Source organism: Amycolatopsis sp. cmx-4-54, assembly GCF_046548895.1.
Classification (GTDB): Bacteria; Actinomycetota; Actinomycetes; order Mycobacteriales; family Pseudonocardiaceae; genus Amycolatopsis.
Genome location: NZ_JAEBEJ010000001.1, coordinates 1,032,757 through 1,054,438, shown reverse-complemented (window position 1 = coordinate 1,054,438; position 21,682 = coordinate 1,032,757). Strand labels below are relative to the sequence as shown.

Below are 21,682 nucleotides of genomic sequence, written 5' to 3'. Positions count from 1 at the left end.
GCCGCGAGGGTAGCGGTTTTCCACTCCATCGGACGCTTGCGGCGTGGCCGGTGAGCGCCCCGGCGGGCGTGCGATAAGGTGGAAGCCCGTGGGACTTCAGTCGCGGGCTACCAAGTATGTCTTTGTCACCGGAGGCGTTGCCTCCTCTCTGGGTAAGGGACTCACGGCTTCCAGCCTGGGTCAGCTCCTTACCGCACGTGGGCTCCGGGTCACGATGCAGAAGCTGGATCCGTACCTCAACGTCGATCCGGGCACGATGAACCCGTTCCAGCACGGTGAGGTGTTCGTCACCGACGACGGCGCCGAGACCGATCTGGACATCGGGCACTACGAGCGTTTTCTCGACCGGGCTCTCGACGGCAAGGCGAACGTCACCACCGGGCAGGTGTACTCCGAGGTCATCGCCAAGGAGCGCCGCGGTGAGTACCTCGGCGACACCGTGCAGGTCATCCCGCACATCACCGACGAGATCAAGGCGAGGATCACCGCCGCGGCGGGCGCCGACGAGGACGGGAACACCCCGGACGTCGTGATCACCGAGGTCGGCGGCACCGTGGGCGACATCGAGTCCCTGCCGTTCCTGGAGGCCTGCCGTCAGGTCCGCCACGACGTCGGCCGCGACCAGTGCTTCTTCCTCCACGTCTCGCTGGTCCCATACCTCGCCCCGTCGGGTGAGCTGAAGACCAAGCCGACCCAGCACTCGGTCGCCGCGCTGCGGAACATCGGTATCCAGCCCGACGCGCTCGTCTGCCGCGCCGACCGTGAACTGCCGGAGGACCTCAAGCGCAAGATCGGCCTGATGTGCGACGTCGACACCGAGGCCGTCATCGCCTGCCCCGACGCGCCGTCGATCTACGACATCCCGAAGGTGCTGCACCGTGAGGCGCTCGACGCCTACGTGGTGCGCCGTCTCGGGCTGCCGTTCCGCGACGTCGACTGGACCGTATGGGGCGACCTGCTCGACCGGGTGCACAACCCGTCGGAGACGGTGCGGGTCGCGCTCGTCGGCAAGTACATCGACCTGCCGGACGCGTACCTGTCGGTCACCGAGGCGCTGCGCGCGGGCGGGTTCGCCCACCGCGCCAAGGTCCAGATCTCGTGGGTCCCCTCGGACTCCTGCGAGACCCCGGCCGGTGCGGCCGCGGCGCTGTCCGATGTGGACGGTGTGCTGGTGCCCGGCGGCTTCGGCGTCCGGGGTATCGAGGGCAAGGTCGGCGCCATCGCCTACGCCCGCACCCACGGGCTGCCGCTGCTGGGGCTCTGCCTCGGCCTGCAGTGCATGGTGATCGACGCGGCGCGGAACCTGGCGGGTATCGAGGACGCGAACTCGGCCGAGTTCGAGGACGGCCCGAACCCGGTCATCTCCACGATGGCCGACCAGCGTGACGTCGTCGCCGGCGAGCGCGACATGGGCGGCACGATGCGGCTCGGCGCCTACGTCGCCAAGCTCAAGCCGGGTTCGCAGGTCGCGAAGGCGTACGGCAGCACCGAGGTCTCCGAACGGCACCGTCACCGCTACGAGGTCAACAACGCCTACCGCAAGCGCCTTTCCGACGCCGGTCTGGTTTTCTCGGGTACGTCGCCCGACGACCACCTGGTCGAGTTCGTGGAGTTGCCCGCCGACAAGCACCCGTTCTTCGTCGGCACCCAGGCGCACCCTGAGCTCAAGAGCCGCCCGACCCGCCCGCACCCGCTGTTCAGCGCGTTCGTGAAGGCCGTCGTCGACCGCAAGGTCGCCGAGCGGCTGCCGGTCGAGCTGCCCGAGGCCGCTCAGACGGTGGCCCGGTGACCGAACCCGGCAAGCACGAGTTCACCGTCGCGTCCACAAAGGACGTCCACATCGGACGTGTGGTGGGGCTGCGGGTCGACGAGGTCGTGATGCCCGGCGGCGGCACCGCTCGCCGTGAGGTCGTCGAGCACCTCGGCGCGGTCGCCGTCGTCGCGCTCGACTCGGACGGCATGGTGACGCTGATCCACCAGTACCGCCACCCGATCGGGCGGCGGCTGTGGGAACTGCCCGCCGGGCTGATCGACAAGGCGGGGGAGGACCCCGTCGGCGCGGCGAAACGCGAGCTGGTCGAGGAGGTCGGGCTCAGCGCCGAGCGCTGGGAGACCTTGGTCGACGTCGCGGCGTCGCCCGGCTTCACCGACGAGGTCGTCCGCGTCTACCTGGCTCGCGATCTGTCCGAAGTGGACAGGGAGGTCCTCGGCGACGAGGAGGCGGACCTCGTCATGCGGAAGTTCCCGCTCGCCGAGGCGGTCCGGATGGCGCTGTCCGGTGAGCTGGTGAACGGGTCGACCGTCGGTGGCGTGCTCGCCGCGCACGCGGTGCTCTCGGGGGCGGCTTCGTCGCGGCCCGCCGACGCTCCTTGGGAGGACAGGCCGACGAAGTTCGCTTCGCGCGGCCTCTGACCCCCTTTCGCGCGCTATGAAAGGTCCTTTCCTTGCAAAATTTGCAAGGAAAGGACCTTTCATGGCGTTCTTGAGGGGGCTTCAGTCGGGCCGGTGCCGGGCCGTGTTGGAAGCCGTGGCGTGTTGCGAAAGCCACTTTCGCAACCTTCAACGTTGCGAAAGTGGCTTTCGCAACATGGGCGGCGCGCGTCTAGGGACGTCACTCGTGATTGGGCGGCGATCACGTGTGTTTGGGCGGCGATCACGTGTGATTGGAAGGCGATCTCGCGTGATTGGAAGGCGAACACTCGTGATTGGGCGGCGATCTCGCCTACAGCCAGGTTCGGCCGTGTGCCCAGGCGGCGGTCAGTCGCGGAGGCGGCGGCCCTGCGCGTCCGTGCCGCCGTTGGCCAGCAGCACGATCCCGTCGACGATCGGCCAGACCACCCCGACGCCGCAGGTGACCACCACGACCGCCAGCTGCCCCAGAGCGAGCCCGACATGGCCGGTGTAGAAGCGCCCGATCCCGAACGGCAGCACGATCTGCAGCACCCCGGCGGCGACCTTCGACTTCGGTGAGTACGGCATCACCGCCGCGGGCTGCTGGTACACGGGCACGAACGGCGGCGGATCGAACCGCGGCGCCAGAGCCTTCGGGTGGGGCGCGGGCAGGTCCTGGAACAGCGGCCGGAGTTCGCCGAGCGTCACGGCCTCGTACGCGGCGAGGACGCGGCCCTCGTACTCGTCCGGCGTGATCCTCCCCTGGCTGTAGTGGTCGGCGAGCAGCCGCGCCGCCTCCTCGCGTTCGGCGGTGCCTACGCGCATCTCGTCCGGGTCCGGTTGCTGGGACATGCTCCCAAGGTAGCCCGTTTCACACCCGCGACGCGGTACGCGCGGCGAACCCCCGGAACGGGTCGAGGTGGTCCTAGAGTGTCCGTGTGTCACGGGCCGGTGGTACCGGAGTCGCCCAGGTGGTCGCCGCTTACCTCGACCATCTGGTGGTCGAGCGCGGAACCGCGAGGAACACCCTCGACAGCTACTCCCGCGACCTGCGCCGGTACACCGCGTACCTCGGCGCCGCCGACGTCGAGCGCTTCGGTGACGTCACCTCGGCGCACATCACCTCGTTCGGAGCGGCGCTGCGGGAAGGCGACGACGAGCATCGGCCGCTCGCGGCGTCCTCGGCGGCCCGCGCGCTGGTCGCGGTACGGGGGCTGCACAAGTTCGCGCACGCCGACGGCATCACCGAGAACGATCCGGCCCGCGAGGTCCGCCCGCCCGCCGCGGCCAAACGGCTGCCCAAGGCGCTGCCGGTGGACGACGTGCTGAAGCTTCTGGAAACCCCACCGCCCGAGGGTGAACGCCCGCTGCGGGACCGGGCGTTGCTGGAACTCCTCTACTCCACCGGCGCGCGGATCTCCGAGGCCGTGGGGCTCGACGTCGACGAAATCGACGACGCCGAACGGACCGTGCTGCTCGACGGCAAGGGCGGCAAACAGCGCATCGTGCCGATCGGCCGTCCCGCGCTGGAAGCGGTGCACGCGTACCTCGTCCGCGCGCGGCCGGCACTCGCCACCCACGGGAGGGGGACGCCGGCGATGTTCCTGAACGCCCGCGGTTCCAGGCTTTCTCGGCAGAGCGCGTGGCAGGTTCTCAAGGACACCGCGGAATCCGCGGGGATCAAAGCGGGCGTCTCCCCGCACACGTTGCGCCATTCCTTCGCCACGCACCTTCTCGAAGGCGGAGCCGACGTCCGCGTCGTGCAGGAACTCCTCGGCCACGCTTCGGTGACGACCACGCAGGTGTACACGCTGGTCACGGTCAACACGCTCCGCGAGGTGTACGCGACAGCGCATCCCCGCGCGCTCGGCTAAACGACCCGGTCGGTCCCGGCGTGCCTCGTTGGCTCGACTCGCGGATCGCGCATAGGCTGCCGAGGATCCTGCCGAAGAGGAGCTTTCGCGTTATGTCGACACCGAACGAGCCGGCGAAGCCGTCCGCGTCCGCCGGTTCGGCTGCCGCGAGCCTCAGCCAGGTGACCATCGCAACCCCCGCCGAACACGACGGCGACGAACCGTCGGAGGACACGATCTCTTCCCGCGGCCGCAAGGCCAAGCGCGCCAAAGAAACCAAGCAGCAAGAACTCGAGAGAGACGGTATCGGCCCCACCGGTCGTCCGTTCCGCGAGATCCCCGAGCCGCCTCCGCTGGACCGGCACGGTCCCGCGCTGGTGATGGCCATGTGCAACCAGAAGGGCGGGGTCGGCAAGACCACCTCGACCATCAACCTCGGCGCGGCACTGGCCGAATGCGGCCGCCGGGTCCTGCTGGTCGACTTCGATCCCCAGGGCGCGCTCTCGGTCGGCCTCGGCATTCAGCCGCACGAGCTGGACCAGACGGTCTACAACGTCATCATGGAGCGCTCGGTCAGCATCACCGACGTCATCCGGAAGACCCGGGTGGACGGCGTCGACCTGCTGCCGAGCAACATCGACCTGTCCGCGGCCGAGGTCCAGTTGGTCGCAGAGGTAGGGCGCGAACACACTTTGTTACGGGTCCTTCGTCCGGTCATGAACGACTACGACTATGTTCTTGTCGACTGCCAGCCCTCGCTAGGCCTGCTGACGGTGAACGCACTGACCGCCGCGGACGGTGTGATCATCCCGCTGGAGTGCGAGTTCTTCAGTCTGCGAGGCGTAGCGCTCCTGATCGACACCATCGAGAAGGTGCAGGAACGCCTCAACCCCAAACTGGACATCACCGGGATTCTCGCCACCATGTACGACCCGAGAACCCTGCACTCGAAGGAGGTCATGGCGAGAGTGGTGGAGGCATTCGGCGACACCGTGTTCGACACGGTGATCAACCGCACCGTGCGGTTCCCCGAGACGACGGTCGCGGGCGAGCCGATCACGACCTGGGCTCCCAAATCAGCCGGCGCGGCGGCTTACCGCGCGTTGGCACGCGAGGTGATCGCTCGGTGAGCAGGCGAGCTTCCCTGCCCGGAGCGTCCGAACTTTTCAGGATCACCTCCAGCCCCGCCCTCGATCTCCCGCCCGCGCCCGAGCAGCCCGCCCCCGCGAAGGGGAACGGCAACGGGAACGGTTCCGGGGACGAGACGGGGCACGCGCACAAGGAACAGCTGACCCGGGCCGCGCGCAGCGGGTCCGGGCGGACCAAGCACGACGCGAAGATCACCGTCTACGTCTCCGGCGACGAACTGCTGGCGATGGAGCAGGCCAGGCTGAACCTCCGGGCGAAGCACGGTCTCGTACTCGATCGCGGCAGGCTGGTCCGCGAGGCGGTGGCCGTGCTGCTGGCCGACTTCGACGCGGCGGGCGAGGACTCGGTCCTCGTCCAGCGCCTGCGGGCGGGCAGCGAGGACGGGAAAGAGACCGAGAGCTGATGGACGACCCGGCCGCGGCTGCTCCCAGCGGCTCAGAGCCGGTCGAGCGGACAGAAGCAGACGAGACCCCCGTCGTGCACGAGACCGTGCACGGCGGGATGGTCCCCGAAGGACTGGCCAGTGAAGAGCTGAGCACGTCCAAGTTCAAGGTGAACCTGTCGAACTTCCAGGGCCCCTTCGATCTGCTGCTCCAGCTGATCTCGCAGCACCAGCTCGACGTCACCGAAGTCGCGTTGCACCAGGTCACGGACGATTTCATCGCCTACACCCGTGCGCTCGGCACGGAGTGGAACCTCGACGAGACGACCGAGTTCCTGGTCATCGCGGCGACGCTGCTCGACCTCAAGGCGGCGCGGCTGCTGCCCGCCGCCGAGGTGGAGAGCGAAGACGACCTCGCCCTGCTCGAAGCACGGGACCTGCTGTTCGCGCGCGTGCTGCAGTACCGGGCGTACAAGCAGGTCGCGGCGCTGTTCGGGGAGCTGGAGGCCGGCGCGCTGCGACGGTATCCGCGGTCGGTCGCGCTCGAAGACCGGTTCATGGGACTGCTGCCCGAGGTGATGCTCGGCGTCGACGTGGCGAAGTTCTCCGAGATCGCGGTCGCGGTCTTCAAACCGAAGCCGCCGCCGACGGTGTCGATCGCGCATATCCACATGGGCCGGGTCTCGGTGCGCGAACACGCCGCACTGCTGCGGCTCAAGCTGGCGGAACGAGGCGAAGCGACCTTCGGTGAGCTGGTCGACGACTGCGAGCACACCGTCGAGATCGTGGCGCGGTTCCTCGCGCTGCTGGAGCTGTACCGGGAGGCCACGGTCCAGTTCGAGCAGCTGGAGGCGCTCGCCGAACTGCACGTGCGCTGGACCGGCGGGTCCGTGGAGGAGGCGTCGGTGGCGGCCGAGCACGATCGCGCCGCCGCTGAGGACGAGGAGTACGGGTGAGCCCCGAAGAGACCGAGAAGACCGAAGAGACGCCCGAGACCGAAGCGACCGCCGAGGCCTCTGTCGGCGAGACGGAGGCCGAGGCGGAGCCGCCTGCCGACGAAGGACTCGTCGCGGCCGGCGACGGCGACTACCCCGACGTCACCTCCGACGAGGCGCTCGAAGCGGCGATCGAGGCATTGCTCCTGGTCGTCGACTCGCCGATCAACGAGGAATCGCTCGCCGACACGGTCGGCCAGCCGGTGTCGCGGGTGACCGTGGCGCTGCGCACGATGGCGCAGAAGTTCACCGAGCGGACCAGCGGAATCGACCTGCGCCGAGTCGGCGAAGGGTGGCGGTTCTACACTAGGGACGTCTATGCCCCGTTCGTGGAGAAGCTTCTGCTCGACGGCCAGCGTTCCAAGCTGACGCGAGCCGCACTGGAGAGCCTCGCCGTGATCGCCTATCGGCAGCCGGTGACCAGGGCCAGGGTCGCCGCCGTCCGAGGGGTGAACGTGGACGGGGTGATCAGGACGCTGCTGGCGCGCGGCCTGATCGAGGAGATGGGGACCGACCCCGAAACCACAGGCACGCTGTACGTGACGACCGAGCTGTTCCTGGAGCGACTGGGCCTCTCGTCCCTGGCCGACCTTCCGCCCATCGCTCCGTTGCTACCCGAAGTGGACACCATCGATGACATCTGACCCGCATCCCGACGGCATTCGGCTGCAGAAGGTCCTTTCGCAGGCAGGCGTCGCCTCGCGGCGCGCGGCCGAGGACCTGATCGTGCGCGGTCGCGTGAGCGTGGACGGCAAGGTGGTCACCGAACTCGGCCGCCGGGTCGATCCGGACAACTCCGTGATCCACGTCGACGGCACCCGTGTCCAGGTCCGCGAGGACCTCGTGTACCTCCTGCTGAACAAGCCCAAGGGCGTGCACAGCACGATGAGCGACGACCGCGGCCGTCCGTGCGTCGGCGACTACCTGCGCGGCCGGTACGAGGAGACGCCCGGCATCGTGCACGTCGGCAGGCTCGACGAGAACACCGAAGGGCTCCTGCTGCTCACCAACGACGGCGACCTCGGCCACCGGCTGATGCACCCGTCGTTCCGCGTGCTGAAGACCTACTTCGCCGAGGTCGAGGGCATCGTCCCGCGCGGGCTCGGCAAGGAACTGCGGGCGGGCTTCGAGCTGCCGGACGGCATCGTCAAGGTCGACCAGTTCCGGGTCAAGGACATGCTGGCCGGGCGCACCCAGATCGAACTCGTCATCCACGAGGGCCGCAAGCACATCGTGCGGCGGCTGATGGCGGCCACCGGGCACCCGGTGCGCAAACTGGTCCGGACCGCGCTCGGTGACGTCCAGCTCGGCGCCCAGCGCTCGGGTTCGATCCGGCGGCTGAACCGCGGCGAGGTCGGTTCGCTGTACCGCGCCGTCGATCTGTAAGACTTTCCGCCCTACTGCACCGGTGATCACCGCGTTTAGCTCTCCCTGACGGGCTTTCAGCCGACGGGGAAGGGCTCGACCGTGAAAACAGTTGTGCTGGCAGGGATCTTGGCGGTCGCCGCGGCCTGCGGTGTGGTCGCGGCACCGCAGGCCGAGGCGAAACCGCGGGGCAGCGAACCGGTCTACGACTTCGCCAAGGCCGTCCGCGAGACGGCTTGGGTGGACATCGGGCTCGACGGGGACGGCGACGGCCGGTCGGACCGGGTCGCCGCGGACATCATCCGGCCGAAGGAACCGGCGGCGCAGGGCAAGAAGGTCCCGGTCATCATGGACGCCAGCCCGTACTACTCGTGCTGTGGGCGGGGCAACGAGAGCGAACTCAAGACCTACGACTCGGCGGGCAGACCGGTCGGGTTCCCGCTGTACTACGACAACTTCTTCGTCCCGCGCGGGTACGCCGTGGTCCTGGTGGATCTGGCCGGTACCAACAAGTCCCGCGGCTGCACCGATGTCGGCGGCCCCTCGGACGTCAACTCGGCGCGCAAGGTCGTCGACTGGCTGAACGGCCGCGCGAACGGCTACACGACGGCCACCGGCCCGGCCAGGACGAACGCGACCTGGTCGACGGGCGCGGTCGGCATGATCGGGAAGTCCTACGACGGCACGGTGGCCAACGGCGTCGCCGCGACCGGTGTCGACGGGCTCAAGACCATCGTGCCGATCGGCGCCATCAGCTCCTGGTACGACTACTACCGCTCCGACGGCGCGAACCTGCGTCAGGGCAGCCCGGCGGGATTGGCGGCGACCGTGTCCCGGCGCAACGGCGGGCAGAACTGCGGCGCGGCGAACCAGAAACTCACCGCGGGCGCGACGGCGAACGGTGACTACAACGCCTTCTGGCTCGACCGGGACCACGTGCAGAGCGCTTCGAAGGTGAAGGCCAGCGTGCTCGCTTCGCACGGCTTGGGCGACCTCAACGTCAAGACGATCAACTTCGGGCAGTGGTGGGAAGCGCTGAACGTCGAGCGCAAGATCTGGCTGACGCAGGCCGGTCACGTCGATCCGTTCGACTATCGGCGGTCGGCGTGGGTCGACACGCTGCACAAGTGGTTCGACCACTACCTGCTCGGAGTGGACAACGGTATCGAGAAGACACCGGGCGCGAGCGTGGAACGCGAGCCCGACGTCTGGGTGGACCAGCCGGCCTGGCCCGCGGGCAGCGCCGTCACCCTGCGCCCGGCGGCCGGGAGCACACCAGGTGTCGGCTCGCTCGGCACGGCCGCGGGGACGGGCACGGTGTCGTTCACGGACTCGTCCGGTCAGTCTTCGAACAGCTGGGCCGCGAGGCCGACGGAGACCGCGAGCGGACGCGTGCTGTTCAGCACCGGCGCGCTCGCGAAGGACCTGCACGTGTCCGGGACGGCGAAGGTGACCGTGACCGCGACGCCGTCGACGTCCACGGCGCGGCTCTCGGCGGTCCTGGTCGACTACGGCCCGGCGACGATCCGGAACTACACCGGACCGAAGGAAGGCATCAAGAACGAACTGACGCAATCGTGCTGGGGCGCGAGCTCGCCCGGTAACGACGCCTGCTATCAGGACACGAGCGCCGACGCGGTCTCGGTGGGGCTGAACATCATCAGCCGCGGGTGGGCGGATCTGGCCAACCATCGTTCGCTGAGCCAGGAATCGCCGCTGACGCCGGGGCAGCCGTACACGATGACGTTCCGGCTGGCGAGTACGGATCACGTCGTCCCGGCGGGACATCAGCTCGCGCTGATCATCGGCGGGACGGACGGTTCGTTCATCGCCGGTCCGTCGCAGTACCCGAAGATCACGGTGGATCTGGGCAAGACGTCGCTGGCGCTGCCTGTCGCAGGCGCGGGACTGTCGGCGGTGCCGGCTCCGCTTCCGGTGGCTCCGGCACAGATCGCGCCGGCGACCGTTTCGGGGCTTGAGCGTGGCTAGGCCTCGACGCTGAACCCTCGTGTCGTCCGTCTGGTCACGCGAGTTCCGTGTCCGATCACGCGAGCTTGCCTTGCGGGACCGGCGAACTCGCGTGATCAGAGGCGTAACTCGCGTGTGGGCGGGAGGTCAGCCGGTCTGGGAAGCGGCGGTCTTCGAACCGAAGGGCCGTCGCTGCAGAGCGCGTGCCACCGGCTCGACGATCCGCGCGGCCGTCGGGCCGAGGATGGCCATCAGGAGCACGTACGCCGTCGCGAGTGCCGCGAGTTCGCCGGTCACCGCGCCCGCCGCCACCGCCAGCCCGGCGATGACGATCGAGAACTCGCCTCGCGCGACCAACGCGGCTCCGGCACGGGCCCGGCCCATCTTCCCGATGCCCTGTCTACGCGCGGCCCACCAGCCGGTACCGACCTTCGTGAGCGTGGTCGCGACCGCCAGGACGACCGCCCAGCCGAGCACGGGCGGGATCGACGCGGGGTTCGTGTTGAGCCCGAACACGACGAAGAACACGGCGGCGAAAAGGTCTCGCAGCGGTTCGAGCAGGTGCGTCGCGTTCTCCGCCGTCGAACCCGAGATCGCGATGCCGAGCAGGAACGCGCCGACCGCGGCCGAAACCTGCATCGCCGAAGCCAGGCCGGCGACCAGCAGGGCGGCGCCGAGGACCTTGAGGAGGAACACCTCGCGGTCCGGGCTGTCCACCGCCGCGGAGACGTACCGGCCGAACTTCAGCGCGATCACCAGGACGACGGTGATGACCATCAAGGAGATCCCGACGGCCTTCATCCCGCCGAGGAAGCTCACCCCGCCGAGCACCGCGGTGAGGATCGGCAGATACAGCGCCATCACCAGGTCCTCGAACACCAGGATCGACAGCACCACCGGCGTTTCCCGGTTACCGAGCCGCCCGAGGTCGCCGAGCACCTTCGCGATGATCCCGGACGACGAGATGTAGGTGACGCCCGCCATGACGATCGCGCCGATCGGCCCCCAGCCGAGGATGAGCGCGACGATCGCGCCCGGCGCGGCGTTGAGCACGATGTCCACGAGACCCGCCACCCACGAGCGTTTCAGCCCGGTGAACAGCTCGGCCGCCGAGTACTCCAGGCCCAGCAGGAGCAGCAGCAGGACGACGCCGATCTCGCTGGCGAGGTGGGTGAAATCGCCGATGTCGCCGAGCGGGATCAGCCCGCCCTGCCCGAAGCACAGGCCACCGATCAGGTACAGCGGGATCGGGGACATCCCGATCTTCCCGGCGAGGCGGCCCAACGCGCCCAGCCCGAAGAAGACCGCCCCGAGTTCGATCAAGGACAGTGCGGTGTGATCCATCCGCGATCAGCCGTACTTCAAGATCTTGACGGCGGCCTCGAGACCTTCCGAGGTGCCGACCGCGACGAGAACGTCGCCCGCGGTGAGGTTGAAGTCCGGCGCGGGGGAGGGGTGGACCTGCCCGGCCCGCATCACCGCGACGACCGAGACGCTCGTGCGCGACCGCATGGCCGTGTCACCGAGCGTCCGGCCGTCGAACGGCGACGACGCCTTGAGCGGCAGCTGCTTGGTGTTGATACCGGGCAGGTCCCGGTGCTCCTCGGTCAGCTGGGCGACCAGCTGGGGCGCGCCGAGCAGGTTCGCCAGCGCGCCCGCTTCGTCGGTGGTGAGCGGAAGTGAGGCCAGGCAGGCGTCGGGATCGTCCGTTTTGGACACGATCAGCTCGACGTGTCCGTCGCGGTGGGTCACCACGCCCACGCGGCGGCCGTTGCGGGTGGCGAAGTCCTTGCGGACACCTATTCCGGGGAGCGGGGTCACTTCGACGTTCACGTGAACAACAGTAACTCACCGTTCGTTTCGCGCGGGACGGATCAGGAACAGCGCCGAGATGCCGAGCATCAAGGCGCACGTCGCGCCGTGGATACCGAGCGCGGCGCCCACGGATCCGTGGTGGGTCACCACGATCAGCATGTCACCGAACGGGATGAACGCCAGCGCGAGCATCGCCCAGCCCAGTGCGCGGGCGTTCCGGAACAGCAGGAGCGCGAGCACCACGAGCGCCGTGCCGATGTCGCGGACACCCTTGACGGCGAGGATCGGGTCGCCCTCGGACGGCATCACGGGCAGCCCGAATCCGCCCGTCTGGGTCGCCGGGAAGAACACGTAACCGCTCCCGAAGTAGAGGACGAAGAGCACGAGGGCGGCGGACAGGACGTAAGCGATCTTGATTCTGGTCATGATCTCCGGCTCCGAAAGCTAGCAGTGCTAGGAATGAGACGGACATTAGCGCTAGCAGTGCTAGCTTGTCTAGCGGTGCTAGTATGTGCGTATGGTCACCAATCCCCGGCGCGAGCGGGACCGCTCGCAACGCGAACAGCTGATCGTCACCACCGCCCGTGAGATCGCCGAAGCAGAGGGCTGGGACGCGGTCACCACCCGGCGGCTCGCGGCGAAGATCGAGTACAGCCAGCCCGTGCTCTACAGCCATTTCTCCGGCAAAGGGGCGATCATGGCGGCCGCGGCGCTCGAAGGCTGCACCGAAATGGCCGCCGACATGCGGAAGGGCGCCAGGACGGCGGAGGGCTCGCGGGAGGCGCTGCTGCGCTTGGCCGAGAACTACTTCGACTTCGCCGACCGCAAACCCGCGCTCTACGACGCGATCTTCACCCTCGCCAGTGAACTGAGCTTCGCCAGCCCGGACAGTCCGGAGCCGCTCAAGGACGCGTTCGGCGCGCTGCTCGAAGTCGTGGGCCCGGTCTCCGGCGGATACGACCCCGGCATCTACACCGAGACCTTCTGGGCGGCTTTGCACGGCCTGGTCACGCTCGAGCGCAGCCGACGCCTCCCGGCGGAAGCGCGCCCGGAACGGATCGGCATGCTCGTCGACCGGTTCGCCGTGGGCGGCTGAGGCGTGTCGCGTGCCACCAGGCAGAATGGTCATCGATCAGGTGAGCGACGAAAGAGCTGAGGAGAGTTTCGGTGACGGGAGCCCTGCGTGGTGTGGTCGCGATGGACGGCCCGTCCGGAACCGGGAAATCCACGGTTTCGCGGAAGCTCGCGACGAAGCTCGGCGCCGGTTACCTCGACACGGGCGCGATGTACCGCATGGTCACCCTCGCCGTCCTCCGCGCCGGCACCGACCTGACCGACGCGGACGCGATCGCCGACGTCGCCCGGAAGGCCGAATTCGGAATCGGGACCAGCCCCGGCGAGGCGATCGTGACCCTGGCGGGCGAGGACGTCGCCGCCGAGATCCGCGGCGCGGACGTCACCACCGCGGTGTCGCCGGTTTCGGCCGTCCCGGCGGTCCGTGAACTGCTGGTCACCCGGCAGCGCGAGATCATCGGCGAGGTCCTCGGCAGCGTCGGCGGCATCGTGGTCGAAGGCCGCGACATCGGCACCGTCGTCTCGCCGGACGCTCCGCTCAAGATCTTCCTCACCGCCTCGGCCGAGGTCCGCGCCGCGCGGCGCAGCGCGCAGGACTCCGCGGCCGGTCGCGAGTCCACCGTGGATGTCGCGAAGGCGGCCGTGGAACGGCGCGACCACCTCGACTCGACGCGGGCTGCTTCGCCCCTGCGCGCGGCCGAGGACGCCGTCGAGGTGGACACCTCGGCGCTCAACATCGACCAGGTGATCGTCGCGCTGGCGGAACTGGCACTGCACCGCGGGCTCCTCGAAGGGTGCCCCGCCGAGGCCGCCCGGTGAGCGCGAAAGGACTGCCCGAAGGCGCGATCGGCTCGTTCCACACTTTCGGCCGGGGGATCTCGAAGTTCATCGTCCGGCCCGCTTTCCGGGTCCGGGTCCACGGTGGCGAGCGGGTGCCCGCGTCGGGTCCGGTGGTGTTCATCGCCAACCACAGCTCGATGGTGGAACCGCAGCTGCTGTTCGGAATGTTGTCGCGCCGCACGGCGTTCCTGGTCAAGGAGGAACTCTTCCGGGGGTTCGTCGGCTGGTTCTTCCCGAAACTGGGCCAGATCCCGGTGAAACGGGGTGCGGTGGACCGCAAACCGCTGATGATGGCGGTCAAGGTGCTCGAGGACGGCGGTGCGGTGGGGATCTTCCCCGAAGGCACCCGCGGCCTCGGTGACGCCGAAAACTTCGAGCGCGGCGCGGCCTTTTTGGTCCGCGCCGGGAACGCGACCGTGGTTCCGGTCGCCACTCGGGGGACGTACAAACCCGCCGGCGCCAAGAGGCGTTGGCGGCCACGTGTCGACATCATGGTCGGCGAACCTTTCACTCCCGCGATCGGGAAGGGAAGGACAGGGCTGGAGGAGGGAACCGAGCGGCTTCGCATCGCGCTCGCGGACCTCGTGAAGGCACTGGACGAATGGCGCTTGGAGCACGGGCTCCGAGACACGCGACAGGATTGAGTACATGACAGGTTTTGACTCCGCCTCCGCGGGGGGAAGTACGTCGGCGGGGCTCGACGGCGTCGGCGAGATCGACGGCTCCTGGTCCGACGAGTCCGAATTCACCGCGCTCGACGCGCAGATCGCCGCGGGTGAGGCCGAGGAGGAGGCGCAGCTCGCGCAGCCGGTCCTCGCCGTCGTCGGCAGGCCGAACGTGGGCAAATCGACCCTGGTCAACCGCATCCTCGGCCGCCGCGAGGCGGTCGTGCAGGACGTTCCCGGCGTGACCAGGGACCGCGTCGCCTACGACGCCTTCTGGGCGGGCCGCCGGTTCACGCTGGTGGACACGGGCGGCTGGGAGCCGGACGCGACCGGGCTCCAGGCCTCCGTCGCCGCGCAGGCCGAGATGGCGATGGCCACCGCCGACGCGGTGCTGCTGGTCATCGACGCCAGCGTCGGCGCGACGGCCACCGACGAGGCCGTCTCCAAGGTGCTGCGCCGCTCGAAGAAGCCGGTGCTGCTCGCCGCCAACAAGGTCGACGACGACCGTCTGCTCGCCGACACCGCGTCGCTGTGGTCGCTCGGCCTCGGCGAGCCGTACCCGGTCAGCGCGCTGCACGGGCGCAGCTCGGGTGACCTGCTCGACGCCATCGTCAAGGCGCTGCCGGAGATGCCGCGCGACGGTGACCGCGCGACCACCGGCCCGCGCCGGGTCGCGCTGGTCGGCAAGCCGAACGTGGGCAAGTCGAGCCTGCTCAACAAGCTGTCCGGCGAGGAGCGGTCCGTCGTGGACTCGGTCGCCGGCACCACCGTCGACCCGGTCGACTCGCTGGTCGAGCTGGACGGTGAGACCTGGCGGTTCGTCGACACGGCGGGTCTGCGCAAGCGGGTCAACTCGGCCAACGGCGCGGAGTACTACGCCTCGCTGCGGACCAAGACCGCGATCGACGCGGCCGAGGTGGCGATCGTGCTGCTGGACGCCGCGGAACCGCTCTCCGAGCAGGACCTGCGGGTGCTGACCATGGTCGTCGAGGCAGGCCGCGCCTGCGTGCTCGCCTTCAACAAGTGGGACCTCGTCGACGAGGACCGCCGCCACGCCATGGTCCGTGAACTGGACCGCGGCCTGGTGCGGGTGCCGTGGGCGGACAAGGTCAACATCTCCGCGCTCACCGGCCGGTCCGTGCGCAAGCTCGCGCCCGCGCTGCGGACCGCGTTGAAGTCCTGGGACCAGCGGGTTCCCACCGGTCAGCTGAACGGCTGGCTCGCCGATCTCATCGCCGCGACCCCGCCGCCGGTGCGCGGTGGCAAGCAGCCGAAGGTGCTGTTCGCGACCCAGGCCGGTATCCGGCCGCCGACGCTGGTCCTGTTCACCACCGGCTTCCTCGAGGCGGGTTATCGGCGGTTCATCGAACGGAAGTTCCGTGAGCGGTTCGGTTTCGACGGCACACCCGTCCGGGTGAATGTCCGAGTACGGGAAAAGAAGCAGCGGCCCAAGGCGGGCGGAAAAGCGGCCGGGAAATCAGCGGGTAAACCGAAAGCGCGCTGATTCTCACGATGTAGGTGAATAGTTCACTGGGTGGACACGCCGATGACCTCGGGTTTCGGCGTGTCCGCCGGTGAGCTTCGACACTCTGTCGAGATCCTCCCGAGATATGTCGTTCACCTGCGGTAAAGTCATAGGTCTGCTAGCGGGCGCCTCATTCGGAGAGCGAGCCCGAATGACGCACTTCGCGAAAGGTGTGTGATGGGCTTGAGCGCCCATGGTTCTTTTCTGGCCAGCTCTGTCCTGCCCGTGGTGACCGCCCGATGACACTGACCGCCGATTCCCGGCCGATCGCCTGTGTCGCCGACGTCACCGTCGCTCCCTCGCCCGCCCCCGTCGCCGACCGGGCCCTGTTCTGGTCCGGCCTCGGAGCCGGTGAGCGCACCCTGCTCGACATCCTCGCCGAGACCGCCGCCCGCCACCCCAACGCGGGCGCGATCGACGACGGTGAGACCACGCTGTCCTACCGCAAGCTCGTCGAGGAGATCGACGCCTACGGCCGCAAGCTGACCGCCAACGGGGTCGGCGTCGGCGACCGGGTCGGCGTCCGGATCTCCTCCGGCACCGCGGAACTCTACGTCGCGATCCTCGCCGTCCTGTCGGTCGGCGCCGCCTACGTGCCGGTCGACGCGGACGACCCGGACGAGCGCGCGGAACTGGTGTTCGGCGAGGCCGAGGTCGCCGCCGTCGTCACCGATGGCGGCGCGATCACCGTCGTCGGCTCGCCGAGCGGCATCGAGGGCTCGCCCGCGCCGACCGACGACGCCTGGATCATCTTCACCTCCGGTTCGACCGGTAAGCCGAAGGGCGTCGCGGTCTCGCACGCCTCGGCCGCCGCGTTCGTCGACGCCGAAGCGCAGCTGTTCCTCACCGAGGAACCGATCGGCCCCGGCGACCGCGTGCTCGCCGGGCTGTCCGTCGCGTTCGACGCGTCGTGCGAAGAGATGTGGCTCGCCTGGCGTCACGGCGCCTGCCTGGTGCCGGCGCCGCGTTCGCTCGTGCGCACCGGCGTCGACCTCGGCCCGTGGCTGGTCGCGCAGGGCATCACCGTCGTCTCGACCGTGCCGACGCTGGCCGCGCTGTGGCCCGCCGACGCGCTGGAAGACGTCCGCCTGCTGATCTTCGGTGGCGAAGCGTGCCCGCCGGAGCTGGCCGAACGCGTCGCCGTCGAAGGCCGCGAAGTCTGGAACACCTACGGTCCGACCGAGGCCACCGTCGTCGCCTGCGCCGCGCAGATGACCGGCGAAGGTCCGGTCCGCATCGGCCTTCCGCTGGTGGGCTGGCAGCTCGCCGTCGTCAACGAGGCGGGTGAGCCGGTCGCGATGGGGGAGACCGGCGAGCTGGTCATCGGCGGCGTCGGCCTGGCCCGCTACCTGGACCCGGAGAAGGACGCCGAGAAGTTCGCGCCCCTGCCCTCGCTGGGCTGGCGCCGCGCGTACCGCAGCGGTGACATGGTCCGCGCCGAAGCCGAGGGCCTGCTGTTCCTCGGCCGTCTCGACGAGCAGGTCAAACTCGGCGGCCGCCGGATCGAACTCGGCGAGGTCGACGCGGCGCTCCAGGCGCTTCCCGGAGTGCAGGGCGCCGCTGCCGCGGTCCGTCGCACCAAGGCGGGAAACCAGGTGCTCGTCGGGTACGTCGTGCCCGCCGAAGGGGTCGAGTTCGACCACGACGAAGCCGCGACCAGGCTGCGTGAGCAGCTGCCCGCCGCGCTCGTCCCGCTCCTGGCCCTGATCGGCGATCTGCCGACGCGCACCTCCGGCAAGGTCGACCGCAACGCGCTGCCCTGGCCGCTGTCCACTGTGGACGCCGCGAAGTCCGGCCTGTCGCCGACGGAGAGCTGGCTCGCCGAAGGCTGGGCGGAGATCCTCGGCGTCTCGGTCGACAACCCGAAGGCCGACTTCTTCACCAACGGCGGCGGAAGCCTGACCGCCGCGCAGTTGATCGCGCGGATCCGGACCCGGCACCCGCAGGTGTCGGTGAGCGACATCTACGCCAACCCGAAGCTCGGCGCGCTCGCGTCGCTGCTGGACGCGCTGAGCGGCGAGAAGACCGAACGCCGTGACATCGCGCCCACCCCGCGCAAGGCGGGCGTCATCCAGTCGTTGCTCATGATCCCGCTGATGGGCCTGGTCGGCCTCCGGTGGACGGCCATCGCCGCGACGCTGTCGAACGTGCTGTCGCTGGCCGGTTTCGCCTGGGCGCCGACGCTGAGCTGGGTGTGGATCGCCGTCGCGTGGATCGTGCTGTTCAGCCCCGCCGGCCGGATCGCGATCTCGGCGACCGGCTCGCGGCTGCTGCTGCGCGGGGTCCGTCCCGGTAGCTACCCGCGTGGCGGGAGTGTCCACTTGCGACTGTGGGCGGCCGAGAAGCTCGCCGAGTTCAGCGGCGCGGACAGCGTCGCCGGTGCTTCCTGGATGACTACCTACGCCAGGGCACTCGGCGCGCGGATCGCCAAGGACGTCGACCTGCATTCCCCGCCGCCGGTCACCGGCATGCTGAAACTCGGCCGTGGTGCCGCCATCGAACCCGAGGTCGACCTGACCGGGCACTGGGTGGACGGCGATCTCGTGCACATCGGCAAGATCCGCATCGGCGCCGACGCGCGGATCGGCGCGCGCAGCACGCTGTTCCCCGGCGCCCGGATCGGCAAGGGCGCGGAGATCGCGGCCGGGTCGACCGTCCGCGGCAGTGTGCCCGCCGGGCAGCGCTGGGCCGGTGCCCCCGCCGCCCGTGCCACCAAGGACTCGCTGAATTGGCCGTCGAGCCGCCCGCCGCGTTCGCGGTGCTGGGCTTCGGTCTACGGCGCGACCTCGGTCGCTCTCGGTCTTCTGCCCGCTGTCGCCGCCCTGCCCGCCGTCGCGGTGCTCGGCTACGCGATCGCCGGGACGACTTCGCTGGGCGCCGCGCTCGGCCAGGCGCTGCTGTTCACGCCGCTCGCGACCATCGCGTACTTCCTGTCCTACGCCTTGCTCGTGCTCGTCGGCGTCCGTTCGCTGAGCATCGGCATGGTCGAGGGTTACCACCCCGTGCACGGCCGCGTCGCATGGCAGGTCTGGGCGACCGAACGGCTGATGGGCATGGCGCGGGAAGGCCTGTTCCCCCTGTACGCCAGCCTGTTCACCCCGGTGTGGCTCCGGATGCTCGGGGCGAAGGTCGGCCGCAACGTCGAGGCGTCCACCGTCCTCGCGCTGCCGAAGATGACCCAGGTGGACAGCGGCGCGTTCCTCGCGGACGACACCATGGTCGCCACCTACGAACTCGGCCACGGCTGGCTGCACGTCGCCCCGGCGCGGATCGGCAAGCAGGCGTTCCTCGGCAACTCGGGGATGGCCGCGCCGGGCCGTTCGGTGCCGAAACGCGGTCTCGTCGGCGTGCTGTCGTCCGCGCCGCTCAAGGCGAAGAAGGGCTCGTCGTACCTCGGGATGCCGCCGCTGCCGGTCCGCCGGTCGGTCGGCGAGTCCGACACGAGCCGCACGTACACCCCGCCGCTGCGGCTGAAGGCGGCGCGTGCGCTCGTCGAACTGTGCCGCATCGTGCCGGTGATGTGCGGTGTCGCGCTGACCGTGCTGGTGGCCGCCGGGATCTTCGCGCTCGCGTCGTCCTTCGGTTTCGTGATCGCGGTGCTGCTCGGCGGACCGCTGCTGCTCGCCGCCGGTGCCGTCGCCGCGCTGACCGCCACCGCGATGAAGTGGCTGCTGGTCGGCCGGTTCCGCGCGGTCGACCACCCGCTGTGGAGCTCGTTCGTCTGGCGCAACGAACTCGCCGACACCTTCGTCGAGGCGCTCGCCGTGCCGTGGCTGATCGGTTCGCTCGGCGGCACGCCGCTGCTGCCGGCGTGGCTGCGGACCATGGGTGTCAAGATCGGCCGGGGTGTGTGGCTGGAGACGTACTGGCTGCCCGAGTCGGACCTGGTCAGCCTCGGCGACGGCGCGACGATCAACCGCGGTTGTGTCGTGCAGACGCACCTGTTCCACGACCGGATCATGACGATGTCGCCGGTGACCCTGGACGAGGGAGCGACGCTCGGGCCGCACGGTATCGTGCTGCCTGGCGCGAGCATCGGCGCGCGGACGACCGTCGGACCGGGTTCACTGGTGACCCGGGGCGACGCGGTTCCCGCCGATTCGCGCTGGCTGGGCAATCCCATCTCGGCCTGGACGAAGTAGGGACTGTTGGCGGAGCTGAGGTGTGACCGTACGGGTGAACCGACGGACATGATGGGAAGCGGGGTCTTTCGCGGGTGATTTCGAAGGACTCCGTGCTGCCCTCTCCCGGCGCGGACACCTCCGGCGACTCCTATCTGCCCCGTCACGGTAACGGCGGTTACCGCGTCCGGCACTACGATCTGGAGCTGGACTACAAGATCGGTCCCAACCGGCTGTCGGCCTCCGCGGCCATCACCGCGGAGGCGACGCAGGCGCTGTCGCGGTTCACGCTGGACTTCGGTGAGTTCCGGATCAATCGCGTGCTGGTCAACGGGAAACCGGCCAAGTACACGCGGCGCGCGCACAAGTTGCAGGTGAAGCCGGCGAAGTCGCTGGCGCTCGGCAGCGAGTTCGTGGTCGAGGTCCACTACGTCGGCAATCCGCGGCCGCTTCCCGGGCTGTGGGGCGACATCGGCTGGGACGAACTGACCGACGGTTCGCTCGTCGCGAGCCAGCCGGTCGGGGCGCCGTCGTGGTTCCCGTGCAACGACCACCCCTCGGACAAGGCGGCCTATCGGGTCGCGCTGACGACATCGTCGCCGTATCTCGTCGCCGTCACCGGGAACCTGGTGGCGAGACACGAACGCGCGAGCACCACGAAATGGGTCTTCGAACGGCCCGAGCCGACGCCGACGTACCTGATGAGCGTCCAAATAGGACGGTACGACGACGTCGAACTGGTCTCCGGTCCCCAGCCGGGCTGGTTCTCGCAACCCTCCGTCGAGGCGTTCCGGATCAACCTCGACGGCGGCTCCGTGGTCACCTCCGTCCCGCAACGGGCCGCCGTGCCGCCGCGCCTGCGCCGGCCGTTCGCGCGTGATTTCGGGCGGCAGGGCCGGATCATGGACTCGCTGCAACGTCTGTTCGGGCCGTACCCCTTCGGCGAGTATGTCGTCGTCGTCACCGACGACGACCTCGACGACCCGATCGAGGCGCAGGGCATGTCGATCTTCGGCGCCAACCACGTCGACGGGCGGCGCACCCACGAGCGGCTCGTCGTGCACGAACTGGCGCATCAGTGGTTCGGCAACAGCCTGACCGTCGCGGACTGGCGGCACATCTGGCTGAACGAAGGCTTCGCGACCTACGCGGAATGGCTCTGGTCCGAGGAATCCGGCGGGCAGAGTGCGCATGAGTGGGCGAAGACCTGGCACGCGCTGATGAAGGTGAAGCCCGCGGACCTGCGGCTCTCCGACCCCGGCGTGGCACGGATGTTCGACGAGCGCGTGTACAAACGCGGCGGCCTTCTGTTGCACGCCTTGCGTTGTACCGTCGGTGACGCGGTGTTCTTCCAGCTGGTGAAGGCTTGGGCGGTGGAGAACCGGCACGGTCTGGTGACCACCGCGGCTTTTGTGGCGCTTGCCGAACGCTTTGCCGGCCGGTCGCTGGCGGGGTTCTTCGACGCCTGGCTGGACGCTCCGGCGCTGCCCCCTCTGCCGCCCGTCTGACTCGCGTGCCCGGGCAGCGCCTGCTGCCCGG

19 protein-coding genes are annotated in these 21,682 nt (G+C 69.5%); 15 read left to right on the top strand and 4 right to left on the bottom strand.

Translation table 11 applies throughout. The features are described from left to right. The first annotated feature begins 88 nt into the window (after positions 1–88). Positions 89–1,789 (top strand): CTP synthase, encoded by a 1,701-nt coding sequence (locus tag ACLJQ7_RS05155; protein ID WP_410646972.1) that lies wholly within the window; start codon positions 89–91, stop codon positions 1,787–1,789. Then, positions 1,786–2,412: an NUDIX domain-containing protein gene (locus ACLJQ7_RS05150; protein ID WP_410646971.1), complete on the top strand. Its 627-nt coding sequence runs from the start codon at positions 1,786–1,788 to the stop codon at positions 2,410–2,412. The genes ACLJQ7_RS05155 and ACLJQ7_RS05150 overlap by 4 nt, the downstream gene beginning before the upstream one ends. 345 nt (positions 2,413–2,757) lie before the next feature. Here ACLJQ7_RS05150 and ACLJQ7_RS05145 read toward each other — a convergent pair whose 3' ends face one another. After that, entirely contained in the window at positions 2,758–3,243 is a 486-nt protein-coding gene (locus ACLJQ7_RS05145) for a DUF1707 domain-containing protein (RefSeq protein WP_410646970.1), read from the bottom strand. A gap of 119 nt (positions 3,244–3,362) precedes the next feature. Here ACLJQ7_RS05145 and xerD point away from each other — a divergent pair, with 119 nt between their 5' ends. The 7 genes from xerD (at position 3,363) to ACLJQ7_RS05110 (ending at position 10,124) form a co-directional block, all read left to right on the top strand. Then, complete coding sequence (gene xerD, locus ACLJQ7_RS05140; protein WP_410647015.1) at positions 3,363–4,265, top strand: site-specific tyrosine recombinase XerD; 903 nt, start codon at positions 3,363–3,365, stop codon at positions 4,263–4,265. 92 nt (positions 4,266–4,357) lie between these two features. Beyond that, positions 4,358–5,374, top strand: coding sequence for a ParA family protein (locus ACLJQ7_RS05135; protein ID WP_378369859.1), 1,017 nt, complete (start codon positions 4,358–4,360; stop codon positions 5,372–5,374). Next, positions 5,371–5,796, top strand: coding sequence for a cobyrinic acid a,c-diamide synthase (locus tag ACLJQ7_RS05130; protein ID WP_410646969.1), 426 nt, complete (start codon positions 5,371–5,373; stop codon positions 5,794–5,796). The genes ACLJQ7_RS05135 and ACLJQ7_RS05130 overlap by 4 nt, the downstream gene beginning before the upstream one ends. Continuing rightward, on the top strand, positions 5,796–6,731 hold the full coding sequence (locus ACLJQ7_RS05125; protein WP_410646968.1) for a segregation and condensation protein A: 936 nt from the start codon (positions 5,796–5,798) through the stop codon (positions 6,729–6,731). The genes ACLJQ7_RS05130 and ACLJQ7_RS05125 overlap by 1 nt, the downstream gene beginning before the upstream one ends. Next, on the top strand, positions 6,728–7,414 hold the full coding sequence (scpB, locus tag ACLJQ7_RS05120; RefSeq protein WP_410646967.1) for an SMC-Scp complex subunit ScpB: 687 nt from the start codon (positions 6,728–6,730) through the stop codon (positions 7,412–7,414). The genes ACLJQ7_RS05125 and scpB overlap by 4 nt, the downstream gene beginning before the upstream one ends. Further along, positions 7,404–8,156 carry a pseudouridine synthase gene (locus ACLJQ7_RS05115; RefSeq protein ID WP_005153474.1) on the top strand — a complete coding sequence of 251 codons (753 nt, stop codon included), beginning with the start codon at positions 7,404–7,406 and terminating at the stop codon, positions 8,154–8,156. The genes scpB and ACLJQ7_RS05115 overlap by 11 nt, the downstream gene beginning before the upstream one ends. Before the next feature lie 93 nt (positions 8,157–8,249). Further along, entirely contained in the window at positions 8,250–10,124 is a 1,875-nt protein-coding gene (locus tag ACLJQ7_RS05110; protein ID WP_410647014.1) for a Xaa-Pro dipeptidyl-peptidase, read from the top strand. Between the two features lie 126 nt (positions 10,125–10,250). Here the strand turns inward: ACLJQ7_RS05110 and ACLJQ7_RS05105 are convergent, their stop codons facing one another. Genes ACLJQ7_RS05105 through ACLJQ7_RS05095 form a run of 3 tightly spaced genes read right to left on the bottom strand, consistent with a single transcriptional unit; the run spans position 10,251 to position 12,344 of the window. Continuing rightward, a complete protein-coding gene (locus ACLJQ7_RS05105) occupies positions 10,251–11,447 on the bottom strand; it encodes a cation:proton antiporter (RefSeq protein WP_410646966.1) in 1,197 nt (398 codons plus the stop codon). A 6-nt stretch (positions 11,448–11,453) separates the two neighbouring features. After that, positions 11,454–11,936 carry a cation:proton antiporter regulatory subunit gene (locus ACLJQ7_RS05100; protein WP_410646965.1) on the bottom strand — a complete coding sequence of 161 codons (483 nt, stop codon included), beginning with the start codon at positions 11,934–11,936 and terminating at the stop codon, positions 11,454–11,456. A 15-nt stretch (positions 11,937–11,951) separates the two neighbouring features. Continuing rightward, complete coding sequence (locus ACLJQ7_RS05095) at positions 11,952–12,344, bottom strand: DUF4267 domain-containing protein (RefSeq protein ID WP_410646964.1); 393 nt, start codon at positions 12,342–12,344, stop codon at positions 11,952–11,954. A gap of 91 nt (positions 12,345–12,435) precedes the next feature. Here ACLJQ7_RS05095 and ACLJQ7_RS05090 point away from each other — a divergent pair, with 91 nt between their 5' ends. From ACLJQ7_RS05090 to ACLJQ7_RS05065, 6 genes are all read left to right on the top strand, one after another. Beyond that, on the top strand, positions 12,436–13,014 hold the full coding sequence (locus ACLJQ7_RS05090; RefSeq protein WP_410646963.1) for a TetR/AcrR family transcriptional regulator: 579 nt from the start codon (positions 12,436–12,438) through the stop codon (positions 13,012–13,014). A 92-nt stretch (positions 13,015–13,106) separates the two neighbouring features. Next, complete coding sequence (gene cmk / locus ACLJQ7_RS05085) at positions 13,107–13,811, top strand: (d)CMP kinase (RefSeq protein ID WP_410647013.1); 705 nt, start codon at positions 13,107–13,109, stop codon at positions 13,809–13,811. Beyond that, complete coding sequence (locus tag ACLJQ7_RS05080; protein WP_410646962.1) at positions 13,808–14,476, top strand: lysophospholipid acyltransferase family protein; 669 nt, start codon at positions 13,808–13,810, stop codon at positions 14,474–14,476. Before cmk ends, ACLJQ7_RS05080 begins: the two co-directional genes overlap by 4 nt. Positions 14,477–14,480: 4 nt before the next feature. Beyond that, a complete protein-coding gene (gene der / locus ACLJQ7_RS05075; RefSeq protein WP_410646961.1) occupies positions 14,481–16,001 on the top strand; it encodes a ribosome biogenesis GTPase Der in 1,521 nt (506 codons plus the stop codon). A 260-nt stretch (positions 16,002–16,261) separates the two neighbouring features. After that, positions 16,262–20,164: a Pls/PosA family non-ribosomal peptide synthetase gene (locus tag ACLJQ7_RS05070; RefSeq protein WP_410646960.1), complete on the top strand. Its 3,903-nt coding sequence runs from the start codon at positions 16,262–16,264 to the stop codon at positions 20,162–20,164. A 74-nt stretch (positions 20,165–20,238) separates the two neighbouring features. Continuing rightward, positions 20,239–21,651: a M1 family metallopeptidase gene (locus ACLJQ7_RS05065; RefSeq protein ID WP_410646959.1), complete on the top strand. Its 1,413-nt coding sequence runs from the start codon at positions 20,239–20,241 to the stop codon at positions 21,649–21,651. The last annotated feature ends 31 nt before the right edge of the window (positions 21,652–21,682 follow it).

Excerpts from the sequence above, each read along its gene's own strand:
- ACLJQ7_RS05145 (WP_410646970.1), bottom strand. The coding sequence starts at position 3,243 with ATGTCCCAGCAACCGGACCCGGACGAGATGCGCGTAGGCACCGCCGAA.
- ACLJQ7_RS05135 (WP_378369859.1), top strand. The coding sequence starts at position 4,358 with ATGTCGACACCGAACGAGCCGGCGAAGCCGTCCGCGTCCGCCGGTTCG.
- ACLJQ7_RS05125 (WP_410646968.1), top strand. The coding sequence starts at position 5,796 with ATGGACGACCCGGCCGCGGCTGCTCCCAGCGGCTCAGAGCCGGTCGAG.
- ACLJQ7_RS05115 (WP_005153474.1), top strand. The coding sequence starts at position 7,404 with ATGACATCTGACCCGCATCCCGACGGCATTCGGCTGCAGAAGGTCCTT.
- ACLJQ7_RS05105 (WP_410646966.1), bottom strand. The coding sequence starts at position 11,447 with ATGGATCACACCGCACTGTCCTTGATCGAACTCGGGGCGGTCTTCTTC.
- ACLJQ7_RS05095 (WP_410646964.1), bottom strand. The coding sequence starts at position 12,344 with ATGACCAGAATCAAGATCGCTTACGTCCTGTCCGCCGCCCTCGTGCTC.
- ACLJQ7_RS05090 (WP_410646963.1), top strand. The coding sequence starts at position 12,436 with ATGGTCACCAATCCCCGGCGCGAGCGGGACCGCTCGCAACGCGAACAG.
- der (WP_410646961.1), top strand. The coding sequence starts at position 14,481 with ATGACAGGTTTTGACTCCGCCTCCGCGGGGGGAAGTACGTCGGCGGGG.
- ACLJQ7_RS05070 (WP_410646960.1), top strand. The coding sequence starts at position 16,262 with ATGACACTGACCGCCGATTCCCGGCCGATCGCCTGTGTCGCCGACGTC.